General features: G+C 41.5%; 21 protein-coding genes and 2 pseudogenes. 10 read left to right on the top strand and 13 right to left on the bottom strand.

The features are described 5' to 3' along the window. Positions 1 to 237: 237 nt before the first annotated feature. From FIS9605_RS0100585 to FIS9605_RS46515, 7 genes and pseudogenes are all read left to right on the top strand, one after another. Positions 238 to 912: a hypothetical protein gene (locus FIS9605_RS0100585; RefSeq protein ID WP_026730844.1), complete on the top strand. Its 675-nt coding sequence runs from the start codon at positions 238 to 240 to the stop codon at positions 910 to 912. Positions 913 to 1008: 96 nt separating this feature from the next. After that, positions 1009 to 3036: a nitroreductase family protein gene (locus FIS9605_RS39650; protein WP_026730843.1), complete on the top strand. Its 2028-nt coding sequence runs from the start codon at positions 1009 to 1011 to the stop codon at positions 3034 to 3036. Then, positions 3023 to 3250, top strand: a complete 228-nt coding sequence (locus tag FIS9605_RS0100575) for a hypothetical protein (protein WP_026730842.1) — start codon at positions 3023 to 3025, stop codon at positions 3248 to 3250. The genes FIS9605_RS39650 and FIS9605_RS0100575 overlap by 14 nt, the downstream gene beginning before the upstream one ends. Next, positions 3247 to 4104, top strand: coding sequence for a hypothetical protein (locus FIS9605_RS0100570; protein WP_026730841.1), 858 nt, complete (start codon positions 3247 to 3249; stop codon positions 4102 to 4104). The genes FIS9605_RS0100575 and FIS9605_RS0100570 overlap by 4 nt, the downstream gene beginning before the upstream one ends. Before the next feature lie 272 nt (positions 4105 to 4376). Then, positions 4377 to 4586: pseudogene (locus tag FIS9605_RS44815) on the top strand (IS701 family transposase); the annotation flags it as partial. 157 nt (positions 4587 to 4743) lie between these two features. After that, positions 4744 to 4888, top strand: a pseudogene (locus FIS9605_RS46520) (transposase); the annotation flags it as partial. A gap of 190 nt (positions 4889 to 5078) precedes the next feature. After that, positions 5079 to 5360 (top strand): hypothetical protein, encoded by a 282-nt coding sequence (locus tag FIS9605_RS46515; protein WP_051469892.1) that lies wholly within the window; start codon positions 5079 to 5081, stop codon positions 5358 to 5360. 274 nt (positions 5361 to 5634) lie between these two features. On the opposite strand, the gene FIS9605_RS41670 is transcribed toward FIS9605_RS46515, so the two are convergent. The 13 genes from FIS9605_RS41670 to FIS9605_RS42195 form a co-directional block, all read right to left on the bottom strand. After that, positions 5635 to 7359 carry a protelomerase family protein gene (locus FIS9605_RS41670; protein ID WP_051469891.1) on the bottom strand — a complete coding sequence of 575 codons (1725 nt, stop codon included), beginning with the start codon at positions 7357 to 7359 and terminating at the stop codon, positions 5635 to 5637. Between the two features lie 299 nt (positions 7360 to 7658). Next, the gene (locus tag FIS9605_RS0100545; RefSeq protein ID WP_026730839.1) at positions 7659 to 8261 is read right to left on the bottom strand and encodes a tyrosine-type recombinase/integrase; all 603 of its coding nucleotides are present in this window, start codon (positions 8259 to 8261) and stop codon (positions 7659 to 7661) included. A gap of 210 nt (positions 8262 to 8471) precedes the next feature. Then, on the bottom strand, positions 8472 to 8621 hold the full coding sequence (locus FIS9605_RS42200; RefSeq protein ID WP_155960323.1) for a hypothetical protein: 150 nt from the start codon (positions 8619 to 8621) through the stop codon (positions 8472 to 8474). A 9-nt stretch (positions 8622 to 8630) separates the two neighbouring features. Beyond that, positions 8631 to 8852 (bottom strand): hypothetical protein, encoded by a 222-nt coding sequence (locus tag FIS9605_RS0100535; protein ID WP_026730838.1) that lies wholly within the window; start codon positions 8850 to 8852, stop codon positions 8631 to 8633. Positions 8853 to 8862: 10 nt separating this feature from the next. Continuing rightward, complete coding sequence (locus tag FIS9605_RS0100530) at positions 8863 to 9894, bottom strand: ParM/StbA family protein (protein WP_026730837.1); 1032 nt, start codon at positions 9892 to 9894, stop codon at positions 8863 to 8865. A gap of 468 nt (positions 9895 to 10362) precedes the next feature. After that, on the bottom strand, positions 10363 to 12687 hold the full coding sequence (locus tag FIS9605_RS0100525) for an IS1/IS1595 family N-terminal zinc-binding domain-containing protein (RefSeq protein WP_026730836.1): 2325 nt from the start codon (positions 12685 to 12687) through the stop codon (positions 10363 to 10365). A gap of 9 nt (positions 12688 to 12696) precedes the next feature. Then, positions 12697 to 13431 (bottom strand): hypothetical protein, encoded by a 735-nt coding sequence (locus FIS9605_RS0100520; RefSeq protein ID WP_026730835.1) that lies wholly within the window; start codon positions 13429 to 13431, stop codon positions 12697 to 12699. 105 nt (positions 13432 to 13536) lie between these two features. Next, entirely contained in the window at positions 13537 to 13722 is a 186-nt protein-coding gene (locus tag FIS9605_RS0100515; RefSeq protein ID WP_026730834.1) for a hypothetical protein, read from the bottom strand. Positions 13723 to 13724: 2 nt separating this feature from the next. Continuing rightward, positions 13725 to 13922 carry a hypothetical protein gene (locus FIS9605_RS0100510; RefSeq protein ID WP_155960322.1) on the bottom strand — a complete coding sequence of 66 codons (198 nt, stop codon included), beginning with the start codon at positions 13920 to 13922 and terminating at the stop codon, positions 13725 to 13727. Further along, positions 13915 to 14478 carry a hypothetical protein gene (locus FIS9605_RS0100505; protein WP_155960321.1) on the bottom strand — a complete coding sequence of 188 codons (564 nt, stop codon included), beginning with the start codon at positions 14476 to 14478 and terminating at the stop codon, positions 13915 to 13917. Before FIS9605_RS0100505 ends, FIS9605_RS0100510 begins: the two co-directional genes overlap by 8 nt. Then, positions 14475 to 14693: a hypothetical protein gene (locus tag FIS9605_RS0100500; RefSeq protein ID WP_026730831.1), complete on the bottom strand. Its 219-nt coding sequence runs from the start codon at positions 14691 to 14693 to the stop codon at positions 14475 to 14477. Before FIS9605_RS0100500 ends, FIS9605_RS0100505 begins: the two co-directional genes overlap by 4 nt. Further along, complete coding sequence (locus FIS9605_RS0100495) at positions 14687 to 15121, bottom strand: hypothetical protein (protein WP_026730830.1); 435 nt, start codon at positions 15119 to 15121, stop codon at positions 14687 to 14689. The genes FIS9605_RS0100500 and FIS9605_RS0100495 overlap by 7 nt, the downstream gene beginning before the upstream one ends. After that, on the bottom strand, positions 15054 to 15269 hold the full coding sequence (locus tag FIS9605_RS42195; protein WP_155960320.1) for a hypothetical protein: 216 nt from the start codon (positions 15267 to 15269) through the stop codon (positions 15054 to 15056). Before FIS9605_RS42195 ends, FIS9605_RS0100495 begins: the two co-directional genes overlap by 68 nt. A 287-nt stretch (positions 15270 to 15556) precedes the next feature. On the opposite strand from FIS9605_RS42195, the gene FIS9605_RS0100490 reads away from it, so the two are divergent. From FIS9605_RS0100490 to FIS9605_RS0100480, 3 genes are read left to right on the top strand one after another with little or no spacing between them, the layout of a single operon-like run. After that, on the top strand, positions 15557 to 15847 hold the full coding sequence (locus tag FIS9605_RS0100490; RefSeq protein WP_026730829.1) for a hypothetical protein: 291 nt from the start codon (positions 15557 to 15559) through the stop codon (positions 15845 to 15847). Then, positions 15844 to 16071, top strand: a complete 228-nt coding sequence (locus FIS9605_RS0100485) for a hypothetical protein (protein ID WP_026730828.1) — start codon at positions 15844 to 15846, stop codon at positions 16069 to 16071. The genes FIS9605_RS0100490 and FIS9605_RS0100485 overlap by 4 nt, the downstream gene beginning before the upstream one ends. Before the next feature lie 12 nt (positions 16072 to 16083). After that, on the top strand, positions 16084 to 16464 hold the full coding sequence (locus FIS9605_RS0100480; RefSeq protein ID WP_026730827.1) for a hypothetical protein: 381 nt from the start codon (positions 16084 to 16086) through the stop codon (positions 16462 to 16464). Positions 16465 to 16701: the final 237 nt, after the last annotated feature.

The raw sequence follows: 16701 nt of genomic DNA, 5'->3' as shown, positions 1-16701 counted from the left end.
GCAAGACATTTGTCTAGCTTTCTAAGATTGTTGGAGGAGTATCTGACTGCCTATTGCAGGTAACTATCCCTCTCCTATCACCCTCAGTTGTAACCGATGTCTGGAATCTTGGTCTAGTAAGTTGTTGCCTCTGTGCGATTGCTCTTAGACCTTTAGAACTAAGAACAAGCATTTATTCATCTTTCGGTACTCTTCCAAGGTGATAGAAGAGGGTTTCAATTTAGATAGAGGTTTGTTATGAATACGTTACAGTCTGATGTTGTAGCTTCTCACGATTGGGTTTCTGTTCAAAGAGCCTACGAATTTTCTGCTCCTTACAATTACGCCGTGATCGACAACTTCCTTGAGCCTGATGCTTGCGAGTACCTACACCGAAAAATACTTGAACATTGGGGATGGCGTTACAAAGATTGGATTAGCCAGCATCTTCATAACAGTAGGCTGGATATTCCTGAAATATTCTCGATTGCAGAAACTTTGAAAGTATGCTGTCCAAAACTTTTTCAAGAGTATGAACTCATTACCCATTGGGCTCTCATGTATACCAAGAATACTCCTGGACGAATTCACTCCGATCGCAGTGGAATTAACTTAAATCTCTGGCTTACCCCTGAGAAATATAACTTAGAGCCTTCCAGGGGAGGACTTGTCTTTTTTGATGTAAAGGCTGATCTAACAGAAATGTCCACTGAGCTATTGTCGTCTCCTTCTTGGTATGAGGAGTACGTAAATAAACGAACGAAAGGAGGCAAGGTCATTATAAGCTATAAATGCAATCGTGCAATTCTATTTGATGCTAGCACTTTTCACCAAACTGATGTACTAAACTTTGCTAAATCCGGGGTAGAATCGCATCGAATTAATTTATCTCTAGCCTTTGACAAGCCAATAAAAAAAGAAGTTATCAAATAAAAATAAGAATTAATTAACTGTAGCCAAAAAGGGTGATGATGGTAGTTAATCTCACATCACGCTTTTTCAAAAACACCAGTCAAGAGAAGCCTAGCTATGACTGAAAAAATTTTTTTCACCAGTCCAGATATATTCATAATCCAGAATCGCCTTTATGCACCATCGCATTATGGTTCTGGCAAATGGGTTGTATTTAACGCAAAGACACGCAAGGCTTTTCTTGCCATTGGGAAGGATTCTTTCCCTGAAGTTGTAGGTCTTTTAGCGCTTGCATCTAATCATCCTGTGTCCAGTTCCGATCTATTAAATGCTGGCATACCTATTACAGAGGCTCAAATCCATAAGCTCATTGAGTGTGATTTATTAAGAAATTCGTCAACACAACACTCTAACCATTCGCCAACATTCATCCAGCACTATCAACTTGCTAATCTTGACTATCCTTTTCTTGACTACTTTGATTCACAATGGAGAAAAAATGACTTAGAACTAATGCGTCAATACGCATGCCAAGGAGGTCCTCCTCCAACTATTACGGAAAGGATTACAGAAAAGAACAAGCAGTTTTACGAATTGCCCACTGTATCACCTCAAGACCTCAATCCTCTTCAAAATGAAAATTTTAAGTCTCAAAAGCTTTGTCTGACAACATTTTCCGCCATCCTGCGATTTGTTTTCGGTCCAATTGGCGAATTATCAGGGGGTGAATTTGGACCTTGGCTGCGCAAAACTAGCCCCTCAGGTGGTGCCAGACACCCTACGGAGGGAGTAGTGTTATTACCGTACAACTACTATACGGAACTTCCGGGAGGTATATATATTTATGACGTTAAACGTCATGCGTTGGTTGAACTGGTGGGGGAATACGAGAAATCACTCCTCGATTTGTTGAGTAAGGATGTTCTTGGTTTCCTAATTAGGTCTCGGGTAGAGCGTCCCATGTGGCGTTATCGTGATATCAGATCATTCAGACCTGTACTTTTAGATGCTGGTCACGTGGTTGAGACTCTCGAATTGTTGCTGGGTCACTGGGGAGTAGCTACCCGAGTGGTATCCCCACCAACTTGTGTGTCTCACGATTTTTCCTGGCTTAAAGAGCCTGAACTTGCAATGGTGCTGGCTGGTCATCCAGAGTCTATCGACAATGTAAAACTTCCCTTGAGTAAAACTCCACAGGTTGCAGACGAAGACAACTCGGGTAAACATCTAACCAACCCTGGTATGTATATAACGTTTGAAGAGGGAGGCTTAACAGGACGTGTCCTATGGCCAGAACCACGCCAAATTAAAATTGACTTCTCTGATTTTAATATCTTGACTCACTGTCTACCTTCTACTCGGGGCGATCGAATTACAACCGTTGAGGGTATCCTCGATGCAATTCCAGGAGCGACAGTTGCAAACATAAATAAACTGTGTGAGGGAGGAGCGCTGTTGCCCGTCGAGATTGGCAAAGAATTCTATTCAGGTGTTAATCTCTGGGTGCGTCATGGATGGTATTTATCCCTGCTGGCACATTTAGAGGTGCGGGCTGCAAGCTTGCAATCTGCTGATTTGTGCTTTGGAGGGGGAGTGGCAGCTTTACAGACAGTCCCTCCTCATGACTTAGTTCCATCTCTAATGAAAAGGCAAACAACACGAAAGTTTTTATCCACCTCTATTTCAAGGGGGGCCCTCGAGAAAATACTGTTTGAGGCTTCTCTCAAGATTGTTCCTGAATCCGAAACGTTGACACGGCTGTTCGTTAATGCATTAAAAGTTGAAGATCTCGAACCTCTGATTTACCAATGGAATGTGCAAAATAAGGAATTCATCTCGCTGAATAAGCAGTTAACTAGAAAGGAAATTCGCGCTTTAACAATTGGTCAACCATTTGTGGAAGCAGGGGCAGCTGCAATATGGCTGCAAAGAGAACTCGATCTTAGTAATCCTGCCCGCTATGAACTAGATATTTTGGGGCTAGGTCAGATTGGACAGCGTATATGCTTGGCTGCTACAGCTCAAGGACTTGGCGTATTCATGACTCCCGCTGTTTCAGATAAGGCTATTTTTAATGAGTTTGGCATTAGCAAACAGGTTGAAACAGTCATTTATTTCTTCACAATAGGTTATGCAGGTAACTGAAACTACATATCAACACCCAGTTAGCGTGATTGACTCAGTTGAAACCTTTTTAGCTCATCGTTGGCGGCTCTTCATTCTACCGGGACAGAATGAGCCATTTGTTTGGGATGCCTCCTCTGAGTATTTAGTGAAGGTGTCTCCAGAGTTAGTAGGGAAAATTGGAAGGTGTGAGCAGCATCAATCATTGTCCTTGAAGGAAGCATTAAGACGATGAACTTTATCAATCAGATAGATGAATTTCCCTATCAAGTAACTCTTTTTCTGCTTGGTTGTCAGATCTTGATTAGGTGCAAGTACAAGGTGTGTTTAGATGGAATTGCTGCGACTTTTTCCCCAGTTGTCTGCATTCCCTCGCATACTCCGGATGTTGTAATTGATTGTGACTGGGAAAAAGCTGGTCGCTATCTTTTCCGAACTAGACCTCCTGAAGATACTGAGCCTTTGTTTGGTGTCCAAGTGCATACACAGGGGAAATTAGCTGAGTCTGACTGGCCCTTTCTCGAACCTCCGATTCCGCCGTTAGTTGTAGAGCCTTTTCGGAACCGCTTTATCGGTTTACACGCTGGAAGTGTACAGACATCAAGCGGGAAATGCTTGATCTTTTTAGGAAATCGGGGCAGTGGCAAAACAACTACTACACTCGCACTGGTTAACAACCATAAATGTAGTTTGCTAACTGATGAAACTGTTTTCATACATCGGCGCACAAAGTTAGTCGAACCATTTCCACGCTCTGTCCACTTACGAGAAACACATAATGGCAGCCTGAGAAAGGTGTCTGTGTCGGCGGATAAAGCTTGTCAAGTAGTGGCTGATAAACCTGCGTTGGCAACACACATCATCTTTCTGGAACCAGATGAGAAGGTGCAGGAACAAGAGTTCTCGTCGCTCACGCCAGCTGAAGCGTTTAGAAATTTTTTAAAACATCATCTTAATGCTGGGTGCTGTCCTGACGAGTCGATGGTTACTTTGTTCAAACTTGCATGCGAAGTACCAGCATTTATGTATCGCTACACCACTTATGAAGATCTGCTCTCTCTGCCAGAAAAATGTCTTGAAATTTGTTAACTGCCCCCACGAGATGTGCAACGCGATAAGTAAATAAAGGTTAAGAGAGTAAAAAAAAGGACTATTCTACAGAGAGAATACCTATCCTTTCGTCACATCTTTCGTAACAAAAGTGTGAATGGCTGTAAGCCATTCTAAATAAGGGTTTGAGCGATTAAGATTAGCCCTATTCTGTCACTCCCCGAGAGTATAATATCAGCAGAAGTGTTGAAAGCTGCTGTAAATGATGGAGTTATCACTCTTATGCATTACAACATAAAGCCAGAGAGGCGATCGCCACGCTATCATTCATTGATGAGTACTGTGCTTTGTATGAAGATCTATTTCGAGATGTAAGAACTTTTGAGTGTTTTAAGTTTTTACATCTGGGGATGATTTCTGAAATTAAGAGAAAAAGCCTACCAGCAATTGCACGTGCGGTAGGGTCTACAAATGCTCAAGCATTACACCATTTTTTATCAAGTTCAGCGTGGTCACAGTCTCCTCCTTTTTTAAAAATGGCGAAGCCTAGCACGGAGCAAAGCTTTGCTCCGTGCCACCACCCCGAGCTTATCAGGGGGCGCGCCCGTATAATTTAAAAAGGCTTCGCCATTTTTAAAACACATTAATCGAAGGTCAGCAAAGGCAGTTAGAAACAGAAGGTTGAAGATACTATTAAAAGCATTAAAGGAAGAGACAATAATTGTTTGCATAGATGAAACAGGAGATAGAAAGAAGGGTAAAACTACTGATGGCTGTAGATAGACAGTATATTGGAAATCTTGGGAAAGTAGAGAATGGAATGTGATACCTATGGCTTGAGAACTTGGATTGAATATGGATTTAGACAGAGTAAAAATGAACTGGGTTGGTCTGATTATCGCGTTACTGATTATCAAGAGATAGAGAAATGGTGAGACAGCGCTGCGGGAGGGTTTCCCTCCGCAGGCGACTGCGAACCCGAAGGGTGGGAGATTGTTTTTAGTACTTATCTGATGGTGAGCTTACAATCTGAAGTATTTAAAAAACTCTCAAAACTAGAACAAAATTCTCTACCCGCTCACCAAAATGCTCAATTTTATCGACATCGTTGGTGGCAGAACGAAGCTGGATGGAAAAATATTTTAAATAATTTACGTTTAATCGTACAACCAAAAATATTTTTGTGCTTATTAACTCCTTGGTTATTGGTTTTTCCGATTCCTAATTTAATGCAAGGATTGCTGGAATTAGTAGATATTATGAATGAGTTTAAGCCTTATCTTCCTAGTGGATAAAATGACTCTCTCAAAATCTCCGTTTCGGGGATTGACAGAAGAGGGTTAGTGTTCTGAATTCTTTCGGAAGCCCTGCTCTCTTCTCTCTCGCTTCCTGTTATCTATAATATAACTGGTTATTTTAATCCGGTTAAGTGGTTATAACCGCTTAAGCAATTAATCTTGCTTATAGTATCTGGGAAAATATGCAATGCAGCTTATATCAAGCGAAAATCCCCCATACCAGCTAGGCACGAGGGAATGAGGCAATGGGGCATAGGGGCGATCGCACTCACTACCAACTAATTACTTCTGTGATGTCACCGCGTCCTTTGTTGTGGTATTGCCCCAAACCATATTTATTGTTGTGGTCATCAATTGATATTTTGTGATGCGCCATCCATGACGATACTCTTTGACCATTGCAACCTGAAAGTTGACGTAGCGCTTGATTATTGATTACCCATCTAGAGGCATTGCTAGGTTGAGCGTCGTTGTAGTTGGTTATTGCCAAAAAGGCACGGCGAATCTTCTCGTCAACAGCACCATTCGTTCTTAGTGGTTTGAGTTCCTCGCTAGATATAGACTCCCAGTCTCTAGAGGGCTTTTGTGGGGTCTGGTTTTGTTGCGAGGTTTTGGTTTGTGAGGGTGGTTGTTGGGGTTGACGTTTATTTAGTACTTCCTCAACTTTTCGCTCAATCAGCGCTTCAAGTTCGTCTTGATTCAAAGTAATTTCATGCGAGTCACTAGCACGAATTTCAGAATCCATCTTAGGAGTGATTGACATTGATTGTTGCTCCTGTTGCAGTTGAGTAATTTTTGCTTGTGCTTCTAGTAATTGCTTTTTAAGGTTTTCAACTTCATGTGATGTTTTAATTAGTTGATCAATTACTGCTTGCTGGTTGGGTAAATCCCATTTTTCCTGGAGAGATTTGATAAATTCAAAAGCTTCTTGACTGACTCTGACTTGCCGCAAAATTTCTTTTTCTTTGCTTGGAGCGCTTATGAAAGGCACTTCTTCAAGGGCGTAGTAATCGAAGTAGCCAAGGGTAGTTAGAAGATGCCGTAACTGGCTATCATCGGGCTTTTGATTATCGATGAAGTGACCTACCGATCGAGAAGCCCACAAGATGTCAGCCATTGTTTTGGGGCAATCGCGGTCAGTAATCAATCGGACATATACCGCTCTTAAGGACTTATTGTTAACTTCTGCCTCACCAAATCGAGCGGGTAAGAAACTAGCAAACTCCCTAGCCACAACACGTCGCAGAGATCCACCCCTCAGGCTTTCTATCATGTCGTTGATGACTTCTGGATCTGTGCCTTTTTTGGTTTCATCCTTTAATAGTCGCAATAATTCCTTGGTTGAGGGCATCTTGCGAAAGCGGTCAAATGCTGCCACAAAGAATTCAGCCGGAACTAAAACACCAATGCGATATTCTGCCCGTTCTGAAACCGGCATATCGTAATCGCGCTTCTTGACTTGACCGCGAAAGTTGACAAAATAACCGTGTTTAAGATACTCAGGTAGCTCTTTGGCTAGAGTAAAACTTCCCCTTGCTAGAATCTCAACTGGACGGCGACCGCTAGCAGCAATCAACCCCACTGCTAACGAGTGAGGGTCGTCACTCAACAACAACTTACAAGTTGTTTCCAGGTACTGATATACTTTGACTTCACGACGATTTTCGAGTCGATCTAAAACAATGGTTTTAGCGTTAATCTCTTTCCATTCGTCCTTTGTTAGTCCGGTGAACTTGAAATGTAAGTGACGCTTCCAGAGAGTTCCATCATCTTTGGTGTAGATAAAAGCATTCTCACCTTCAACCAAGTCATCATTACTGAAACCTTCATTAATTACTTTGTTGTAGGCGATCAGCATGTTGGCGCGGGTTTTGGGTGCGTAGTTGCTAGAGCCAAACAAAGCATCGGTTAATTCTTCACAAACTACTTGAATTTCTTCTGGGGTGCGTAGGAGCTTGATTTTTTCAAAGTATTGCTGAGGTGTTAGGCTTTTCATGTATGCAGTCGAACTTCCATGTGGTTATATATTAAGTTAACTGGTTATTGAATGTCAATAACTGGTTAAAATATTTTGAGAGCCAAACTAAGGGGTTGAGCAAAAATAAGTTGCTTTGCGGCTTATATTTATTCAACTCATTCAAAATCTCTCGTGGAGGGGGCAGCGCCCATAAGGGCTAGACAGCGCCTGACCAACTCCCGACCTGCGCGGATGCTAAAGCGCTCCGGCTGCTCCCGCAGCCGCCGGAGCGAACGCGCGTCTTAAACATTCATCAAAACCTACTTTTTCTCGACATTTTACAAATCACCCCAATCAAAATTCAGGAAGCGTCGAGCATTCAGCTTGGTATATTTTTCAGTGTGTTTGATATCGCGGTGTCCCAAAAAGTCCTGAATTTCCCTGGTGCTATAGCCCTGATTCACCAGATAATAACCGCAGGCATGGCGCATCATGTGGCAGTGAACTTTGATATCAAGCCCTGCCTGCACTGCCAGCCGCCCGATTAACTTCCGCACTGCATCAGTGGACATCACCTCACCACGTTCAGAAACGAAAATATATTTGCTATCAGGGTACTGTTCTCTCAGCTTTTTGAGTAATTCCAGTTCATCATCTCTCAGGGGATGTACCCCAGAATCACTGCCCTTTTCCCTGGTGATGAAAATCTGACGCTCCCCCCACATCACCGCATCCCAGCGCAACCCGCAGTTATTACCCACAGCTTCCCCTACCCTTAGACCGTGGCGGAACATCATCAGCATCAGTGTATAATCACGGTGAGAATAACGAGCCTTGCGATTTAATGCGGCATCGAGAAGCAATCGCACCTCGCTTGGTGTAAGGTATTCTCTAGACCTGTAATGCTTATTGGGTAGACGAATTGGGGGTGGTGGCCTCATTTACTCTCGCTGGTAGTGTCCGGTGTACGCGACATAGAATGGACAGTACACATTGTCCCAAAACCCGATTACTTCGTGAAGAACTACCCCCAAACTGACCTCAGTTAAGCCAAACTTATCTTTCAGCCACCGAAAAATTCTCTACATCTAACTATTGATAAATCTGGCTTATATAAAGTGGCAAACCGCGCTGTGATATCAATCTTGATATCAGTGAGAGAATGGAGCAATGATCATCCAGCAAAAAGCGATCGCACTTTTAAGTTTTTCATTTTCACAAACTGAGATGAAAGCTTCTAACTCATCAATGTTGAGTTGAATGAGTTGTTTAATTGCTTCAATGATTTCTAAGTCATTCATTATTTTTCCTTAATCAAGTTCGTCGTCTAATGAAACTCGGTCTTCATCTTCTGATTGGATATCTGAAACGTCTATGTTTGGATTGCCCAATAGTAGTTGGTCTATCTTTGCACCCAACACATGATTAACTAAGTCTGTATCATTCATAGGGGTGTAAACGGGTGAAAGTTTACGTAATACCTGTAGATAATACTCAGAAACATAAACACGCTTTTTTTCTGTTTTAGCCATTGGTCAACTCCTATGCTTTAGCCTTCTTGGTAGTTTTAACAGGAGTTAAACCGTACTGGTTAAGTAGTTTGTCATGTAATCCAGTAACGTTAGCCATCTGAGGTGATGGTATTACATCAATTTTTAAAGCTTTAAGCGCTTTTTCAACTCCTTTGATATCCGCCCCTCCCCCAATGGCATAGCGGTTATTAGAGGAGTGCATCTCAAAGCTAAGAGTGTTTAACACTGCTGTTTTAATCCGGTCAATCCAACAAACAACCGCTTTTTCAATTGCTTGGGTAAAATCTTTCTCTGTTCTACCTTCAATAATTTCTAAAGCTTCATCATTGTTGTAGGGACAACGACCTAATATAGTGTTGACTTCTGGTAGGTCTCGAACGTACGCGATTAATTGATTAACTCCTAGTCCAGGGGTGACAGTGACATTACCACGTAACTTGACGCCATCAAAGAATGAAACGATTACCGTGTCCCCTCCCAAGTCTAAAAGCATAGAGACATCATCGCGTTTAGGCTTTTGGACTAGAAGCGCTCCAACTCCTTCAGTGTAAATATCAGGCTTTAGGATAGTTATTCGCTTGACTTTACCATTGCAGATAATAGTGTGAGTTCCTTCCAACTCTGCTGTCATTGGTGAGCGGTTAGTGTGAATGTTTTGTACACTCGCGTTTAGTGCTACCACATCCCCATCTTTTATTTCGTCCCATATTCCAGAGATTAACAGAGGTAATGCCATCACACTTTTACCAGTATCACCAAAACACAACTCACTACCGTTTAAATCGTATGGGTGTAATCCTTTAGAAGTTTCGTACCAACATTTATCACGCCATGTTTTAGATGTGGAATGTTTGCAGTAAAACACATCACTTTGTGCAGGGTCGATTTCAAACCCTTCACGAGTAAACTGCAACCCACTATCTGATACCTTGATTTTGGTTTTTTCACCTACACCTATGCGAGTAACTTTCTGTTTTCTCTTTCTGTTACCATGATCGGCACTTACCAAGAGGGTTGGATTTTGAGTTGTTTTTTCAGCCATATTTTCATCCTTATTTTAGGCTTAATTATCCCAATATTAGGATAAAATCACGGGGTTAGTCAAGGTTTTATCCCAAATTTAGGATAAAATATCCGATAAAATTTTGATATTTATCATAAAATCGACTCGATAGCTGATGGTTTTAACTAACATCTACTATTGTCTGTTTAATTAATAGCTTGATTGAGTGTAAGTATTTAATATAATCTACTAACAGTTAATTATTTATAGTAATTAATAACGTTATTTACTAACAATAAATAAGTAATTAATAGAAGTTATATCAAAAGCTTACTTACAATTCAAATAACAGTAATTGGGTGAAATCCCCCAAATCCCCCGCACCCCCACATAGGTAAATCACTGGGTGAAATCACCCACGTAAAATCAAGAGTTTCAGCCTGTGTCGGGTGACGAGCGAGGGATGATTGAGAGGTGTCACTCGGTCTTCAGTCAGTCTATTTTTCCCTAATTACTATTAGTTGATTGTTCTACAGTCCACTTTTTCGGCGTGTTATCACAGTCATTACAGGAATAATATTGAACCCCTTTGGTAGTTTTGCCGTTCTTGTATATATCATCGGAACCGCAATGAGGACACTGTATTTTTGGCTCTACAACGCTATTTTGTTGTTGAATTTCTACCCATTCTGAATTCTTAGAAAAAAAAGCTTTTTGAGTATTTGTACTCATCACGTCAGAGTAGTCGTAGGTATCGAAGTCAGGCAACTGAATGAACTTGGGCAATCCGGTTAAAGGAACTGCCAGAGCAAACCTATAAGCTGTAGCGTCTGTGAAAATGTCTAAGCCTAGTTCTTCGTTTTGGCGATCGCAATACTCTTGAATCTTGGCGTACTGCTCCAGTAATTTGGTCTTCTGATCGCTGGGTATAGTTTTGGCTTTGTCTAGCCATGTGCCTGCATTAGCCCCAATGTGCAACTGTATCGCGTTATTCCAGTCGCTCCAACTCATACCTGGTATAGTGCTAGCGTCACATGCTTGCCCGATGAAGATTGCTCCAAGGTTTTGGTGCGATGCTTGCTTGAGCGTGTATGTCACCAAGTCCCTAAAGTGGTAGTATCCCTGGTTTTCACGTTCTTGGGCAATAGTTGAGTCCACCTCATCAAAAATATAAAGGATAAAAGGATGATCGTCGGGCGATTTGGTACGTCGGTTAAGTTCCTCTACTAACTCCTTCATACCTTTGACATTATCCTCATGGCTTGTGCCTGCTTTGGGCATGTCCCAGTAATCCTTTTTGGAACCGTGTTGAGGGTCATAGAGCCGGATAGACCCCTGTCCTTGACGGGCTTTCATGATTGCCAGTGCAAGATTTTTGGCTGTGGGTGATTTGCCTCCAGTAGAGCCTGCGGTAATTCTCACCCGCTCCCAGTTTTTTACGTAAGATTCAAATCTATTTACAGGAACCCAAATCTTGTCTATCTCTTCACGGGACTTGTCTTTTTTGACGGCAGGTCGCAGGACAACGCTCAGCGTGACAATACAATGCTGATAATTAAAATCAAACTCTGGCAATTTTCCTTTTAATGCATTGGTGAAGGCTGCTAGTTGCTGCCTGGAATTTTCGGCATAGACATCATCAATGGTCAATCCTGGATTTTTGCGAATTGAGAAAAGTAATTTGTAGCCAGTTTCAGTTTCTTCCCAATGAACTGCATCAAGATGATAGCCGTATCGCTCGTAGTAATACTTGATGATTGCGTTTCCACTGTTGGGAATGTTTGACCCTCCATAGAACTGACGAGGTAGACTGAGTACTCGTACTTTCTCTTTGAGTTCGTTAATTTCAAGGTTTTTGCTGTCAATAAGAGTGAGTAAATCTGCAACTTGCTCTTTGAGTTCTTCAAAACTAGATTTGTTCAAATTAAAGCTATCCTTGAGTTTTTGAATGTCCTCCATGTTGCCTTGATGAAGCTGATCTAAAGCAGAGCGCGCTTTTTCGGCTGGAATAAATTGCTTGGGATCGCGGCGGATTACTAATTCTTCCAACGCTTCATTAAGAGCCAGTCGGTCATCTAAGCTCAATAAATTGCGTAGACGAACCTTTAAAGCTGCACATTGATCAGAAACTTTAAAGAAGATATCAATTAGCTGTTTTGCTATATCGATAGTCTCAGTGTCAATTTCATTGATGCTCGATAGTAATTCACAGTGGTATCTATGATTGGACTTTAGTTGGTCATAAAAATCTCTGAGTTGAGGGTGGATATTTTCGTATTCCTGGCGCTCCAATTTATTAGTAATTAAGTCACCCAGTCGCTCGTAATCATAAGCTATTCTATCTCTGGTCAATTGCCAAAAGGCTCTTTTCAATTCAGCAATAAAATCCTTGATCCGAGTATCATCAGTATTCAACTTAGCGTTTAGCTCTTTTAATTTTTTCTCAGTCTGTGCTTTGAAAGCCTGAGTGAAACTTTGCAACTGAATCACAACCTCTTGCTTTTCTTTTAATTCTTCCTGAAGCTTTTTGACTAAGTTGGAGACTTCAGTATTTTTAGCTGAAAGATTTTCTAAGGTTTTTTGTGATGAATTCAATTTTGATTGATATTCACCAACAATTTTTTCAACCTGATAATCAATCGAATCTTGCGATGTTTTGCTGACTATATAAGAAGATATTGAAACTCCTCCAGAAATCATTGCAAGGTCTAGCGCAAAATTCTTGACCGTAATATCGGGGCTGCTGAAGACTGAGTAAACAGAAACTGCGCTAAGTATTCCCGCTGCACCAGAGATAAAATTGCCAACTTTGGAGTAATGAATTTTTGACATTTGACACCCCTAAAACATTGAAGCTTGAATTTGTTCGCGTCTCGACTGTGCGGCTAATTCAGTATTTTGAATCTCTTCTTGTAGCCGTTGGTTGGATTGCGTTTGTTTTTGCAATTTCAAATCCCATTCAGTTTGAATTCCTGGCGTCAGAGACCGAACACCTTCAGTCCGGATAATCTGCTGTTGGAGTAATTCTTGATGTTCTTCAAGTTTGGACTGCTCTGTTTGAAAATCAACGTAAGAAATTTCGGAACCAACATACTTTTTAGCAACATCGAAACCAACTTTTCTAATATCAACTAAGTCTCCAACCAGGGACAGATCCTCTTTGTAAATACCAGCAATTTTACGCTTCTGTTTAGTTCTTTCTAGGCGTACCTCTAGAGCATTATTTTGCTTTTCAATTATGAGTTTCTTCTGTGCAGCTTCAGCGCCTTCCATCTGGGGAATTGTGCCAGAAGGAGAGTAGGGATCTCCCGACATTTCAGAAGCTAAATCTATTAGTTGGACGCCGTAGCCAGAGGCAAATGATTTAGCTTGTTCAAGGATGCCCAAGGCGTCCGTGCCTGTTACTGAATTGCTATTAGCAGAACGTCTAACTTGATTTGTTTTATTGCTGCGTGGGAGCGTGGAAGTAGTAGAAGTGTTTGGTGATGATGGAGCTATGGATGCACTGTTTTCAGGTGTCTGAAAGTGCTTTGAGCCTGTTAATCCACCTTTTTTGTTGCTGCGATTTGATGGCATAATTATTTTTTGTAGTCTTCGTTATTTTCTGCGGCGGAGATTTACCCGGGGAAAGAAAAGAAGGGGCGATCGCACTTCAGTTTTGGAGCGCGATCGCACTCTTGTTTACCAGGGAATATCGTCTTCCCCATCGATAAAAGTCTTGGCTGCAAGTAGTGCTTGCTTGGGAGTGGCAAAACCAGATTCGTGAGTTTCTAAATCAAGCCCACGTATGTAGTAACAATAAAAAGACTTGATTTTTGTAACTTCAATCACATAGCCTGCGTATTCAATTTTTGTTGGTGTTTTCATTTTTACTCCGCAACAAATACATAACGTTCTACGTAATCTCGGCTTAAAGACATGGTTTTGCGTCGATTTTTTGAAGTGAAACGCCAAAATACATAACGCTCGTTGACCAAACCTTTAACAATGTGGGAGTAGCGCCAAGTTCCGAACTTACCATTGATACGATACTCAGCATCTGGAGACAGTTGGGTGGGATTAACCATTTTCATTTCGCACCTTAACTATCGATAATCCAAGTCCAGCTACCGCACAGCCAGCTAAACCAGCTAAACCCACAGCAATAGCTCCATTAGCAGCATTACCAACTCTGGAGAAATTTACTCTCCCACCACTGATATCAGCGCCGCCCTTCGCCATTTCGTTTAACCCCCAGGAAGCAATCGCAACAGTAGCAGCGATACCCGCCCCAATTAGGCTAGTGAAAAAAGTTCCAAACAAGAAATTGTCAATCAAAGTCCACTTACGAGCGTGTTTTACGGTTTGGTTGTTGCGTTCTTTAATCTCCAATATTTGTTCTGGTGTAGGTAGAGGTGGGTCTGTTTCTATCGCCAATTCATTTACCTCATCTACTGCTATAGAAAGAGCATCAAGAGCATTGTTAAATGTGGCTTGATTCACACAATTTTGATTGAAAAATTCAAAAGTATGTGGGTTCAAAAGTCGAAATTCGTACAGTAGGTTTGCAAGTTTGTCTAAATCTTCGTAAGCCTCTTGAGCGGTGATTTCATCAGCTTTTAATGCTTGTTCTAATGTCATCATTGCCATCCTCTCTGCTTAATTAGCTCAATTCGTGTTTGTCGTTCTTCAGGAGTCTCAGTTTGTTGCGGTTGCTGCTGTTGAGTTTGCAATTGATTCTTATCGGTTTGTTGCTGCTGTCGGTTCATGTGTATCCGTACGCCAAAAATAAATGTGGTAATAACGAATGCAAAGAAAATTAGCCAAAGTACTGTTGTGGCGACGCCGGGGACTACCACAAATCCCCTTTTCCCAAATCTTCTACTACCTTTGAATACTCGCGACGGCGATAATTAAGCGTTCCATCAATCCGTTCAAGCAAGCGCTCATCGCCATTTCTCAAAATGTCCACTATTGCTTCATTCTTGGCAGCACTAATTTCACGTGCTAGCGCTATTTCTTGAGATGCAATAGCTGCAAGCTTGCGTACCAGGGGACTGTACTCTATCTCTTCCTGGTTGATATCTTCCCGGTCACTCTGCGGTTGTTGCTGTTGAATAGGTGCTTCATCCTGAACCAAGAGCGACCCCGGCGTATCTTCTTGTGTATCGGGTAGTTGGTCTTGAATATTAGGTGTTTGTTCTTGGACATACTCTTCATCAGATACTTGCGCGATAGCTTGCTGTAATTGGTCTTGGGGTTGTTCTGATTTTCTTTTGCGTGGCATGATATAAGTTCAATCCTTTTTGATGGGTTGGAGGGGCGATCGCTTTTTCGTAAGCTTGAAGGCGATCGCCTTTTTTGATAGCTGTGCAAGTCGGCAGTTTCGGAACTTGCGCCTGTGGGAATCTGCACAGACCAATTAAAGTTGACATGTCTGCAAGTCGGCAGTTTCGGAACTTGCGCCAGTACACCTATGTGACCTGTGGGGAGTTCCTTTTCCACTCTCAAGCTTTGGATTGTTTGGATTGTTGAGGCGAGGTTGTCTTGCGCTCATAGTTATCAATGTACAAACAAACTAAAAATAGTGCAACCATTTTAGCTACACTAAATCTTATAGAAATACACCAATTCAATTAAATTTAGTGATGTTATTTTGGTTGCACTATTTTAACTGCTTGCTGTAGTGTATCTGTAAAGGCAGAATTATTAAGTAACCATTATGCAAGCTGTATTTATTGTGTCCGACCAAACACCACGTAAAAGACGACCAAAAAGTAAAAGAATATCAAGCGTTATCACCTATAGACTAGACCCAAAAGTAAAACTAGCTATAAGTGAATTAGCTTCTGCATTTAGTCGTTCAGAAAATTTACAGGTCGAGTTTGGTCTGAAAATTGCTTATTTACACTGCAAGGGAATAAATATTTTTGGAATGACTGATTTACAAATAATCGAAAAATTTGATGAAATGACTCTTCACCTAAACCCAAACGAGGACACCGAAGAATGATTGACATCGAAACCGCCCAACAACTGGGACTTAAGCTAAAAAGTTTACACAAACTATTACAAAAACAATATCCTAGACCACTATCAGTAGAAGATATCGCCAAAATCAAAAACTGGTCTGTTGCAGACACAGCAGTCATTATTGAGCTAGCAGTAGCGGCAGACATCATTACTGAAAAAACTCTCACTGAAATCGGTGAGGACGAGTTAGTATACACCATTTAGATTTAAAAATCGATGACTAACCAACAACCACCAAACAACCGACTCGACAGTATCGAAGCCATCCTGGCTAGCCACAATCAAATCCTGAACGAGCTAGCTATTGCTCATCAACAACTAGCCTCCTTCAGCACAAGGCAAGCCGAGCGACAGCAACAACAGCTTGACCGCCACGATGAGGCCCTAACCAGAATCGAAGAACAACAACAGAGAACAGCAGCACAAGCTGAACGCACCGAACGCACCATGCAAGCACTAAGCCAAACACAAGTCGAGTGCTTGCAATTGATTGCTCAAAATACAGTGGCGATCGCTCGTAGTGACCAACGTATTCAGGAAATTTTAGAGCGACTTGATAGACGATTTGGCAATGGCAACGGTCGAGGTGAAGGGTGACTAAACAGAACTTTTAGTTATCGGAAAAGAGAGCTTATTAGCTGCATATAACTTACTAAGAGAGGGAAGAACGGGAAGTTAATATTTAATTTAATAGATAAAAGTGGCTAATATTCGCTTGCTACTTGAATTCTGGCAATTTGAAAAGAAATTTTTCGCTCAGTATTAGCCAAAATAAATTCATCAACAACTTTTCTTTGAAGAGATAGCAGAAAAATGTTAATCTAGGCACAACAT

Source organism: Fischerella sp. PCC 9605 (genome assembly GCF_000517105.1).
Lineage (GTDB): Bacteria > Cyanobacteriota > Cyanobacteriia > Cyanobacteriales > Nostocaceae > PCC9605.
Note: the sequence above shows the minus strand (reverse complement) of the source record. Positions and strands in the feature narration are given on the sequence as shown.

Bases quoted from the DNA above. Each gene is read 5' to 3' on its own strand.
- FIS9605_RS0100525 (WP_026730836.1), bottom strand. From the start codon at position 12,687: ATGTCAAAAATTCATTACTCCAAAGTTGGCAATTTTATCTCTGGTGCA.
- FIS9605_RS0100510 (WP_155960322.1), bottom strand. From the start codon at position 13,922: ATGGTTAATCCCACCCAACTGTCTCCAGATGCTGAGTATCGTATCAAT.
- FIS9605_RS0100495 (WP_026730830.1), bottom strand. From the start codon at position 15,121: ATGCCACGCAAAAGAAAATCAGAACAACCCCAAGACCAATTACAGCAA.
- FIS9605_RS0100520 (WP_026730835.1), bottom strand. From the start codon at position 13,431: ATGCCATCAAATCGCAGCAACAAAAAAGGTGGATTAACAGGCTCAAAG.
- FIS9605_RS0100480 (WP_026730827.1), top strand. From the start codon at position 16,084: ATGACTAACCAACAACCACCAAACAACCGACTCGACAGTATCGAAGCC.
- FIS9605_RS39650 (WP_026730843.1), top strand. From the start codon at position 1,009: ATGACTGAAAAAATTTTTTTCACCAGTCCAGATATATTCATAATCCAG.
- FIS9605_RS0100575 (WP_026730842.1), top strand. From the start codon at position 3,023: ATGCAGGTAACTGAAACTACATATCAACACCCAGTTAGCGTGATTGAC.
- FIS9605_RS0100485 (WP_026730828.1), top strand. From the start codon at position 15,844: ATGATTGACATCGAAACCGCCCAACAACTGGGACTTAAGCTAAAAAGT.
- FIS9605_RS41670 (WP_051469891.1), bottom strand. From the start codon at position 7,359: ATGAAAAGCCTAACACCTCAGCAATACTTTGAAAAAATCAAGCTCCTA.
- FIS9605_RS0100505 (WP_155960321.1), bottom strand. From the start codon at position 14,478: ATGATGACATTAGAACAAGCATTAAAAGCTGATGAAATCACCGCTCAA.
- FIS9605_RS0100585 (WP_026730844.1), top strand. From the start codon at position 238: ATGAATACGTTACAGTCTGATGTTGTAGCTTCTCACGATTGGGTTTCT.
- FIS9605_RS0100490 (WP_026730829.1), top strand. From the start codon at position 15,557: ATGCAAGCTGTATTTATTGTGTCCGACCAAACACCACGTAAAAGACGA.
- FIS9605_RS0100545 (WP_026730839.1), bottom strand. From the start codon at position 8,261: ATGAGGCCACCACCCCCAATTCGTCTACCCAATAAGCATTACAGGTCT.
- FIS9605_RS46515 (WP_051469892.1), top strand. From the start codon at position 5,079: ATGGTGAGCTTACAATCTGAAGTATTTAAAAAACTCTCAAAACTAGAA.
- FIS9605_RS0100530 (WP_026730837.1), bottom strand. From the start codon at position 9,894: ATGGCTGAAAAAACAACTCAAAATCCAACCCTCTTGGTAAGTGCCGAT.
- FIS9605_RS42200 (WP_155960323.1), bottom strand. From the start codon at position 8,621: ATGAATGACTTAGAAATCATTGAAGCAATTAAACAACTCATTCAACTC.
- FIS9605_RS0100515 (WP_026730834.1), bottom strand. From the start codon at position 13,722: ATGAAAACACCAACAAAAATTGAATACGCAGGCTATGTGATTGAAGTT.
- FIS9605_RS0100535 (WP_026730838.1), bottom strand. From the start codon at position 8,852: ATGGCTAAAACAGAAAAAAAGCGTGTTTATGTTTCTGAGTATTATCTA.
- FIS9605_RS42195 (WP_155960320.1), bottom strand. From the start codon at position 15,269: ATGTCAACTTTAATTGGTCTGTGCAGATTCCCACAGGCGCAAGTTCCG.
- FIS9605_RS0100570 (WP_026730841.1), top strand. From the start codon at position 3,247: ATGAACTTTATCAATCAGATAGATGAATTTCCCTATCAAGTAACTCTT.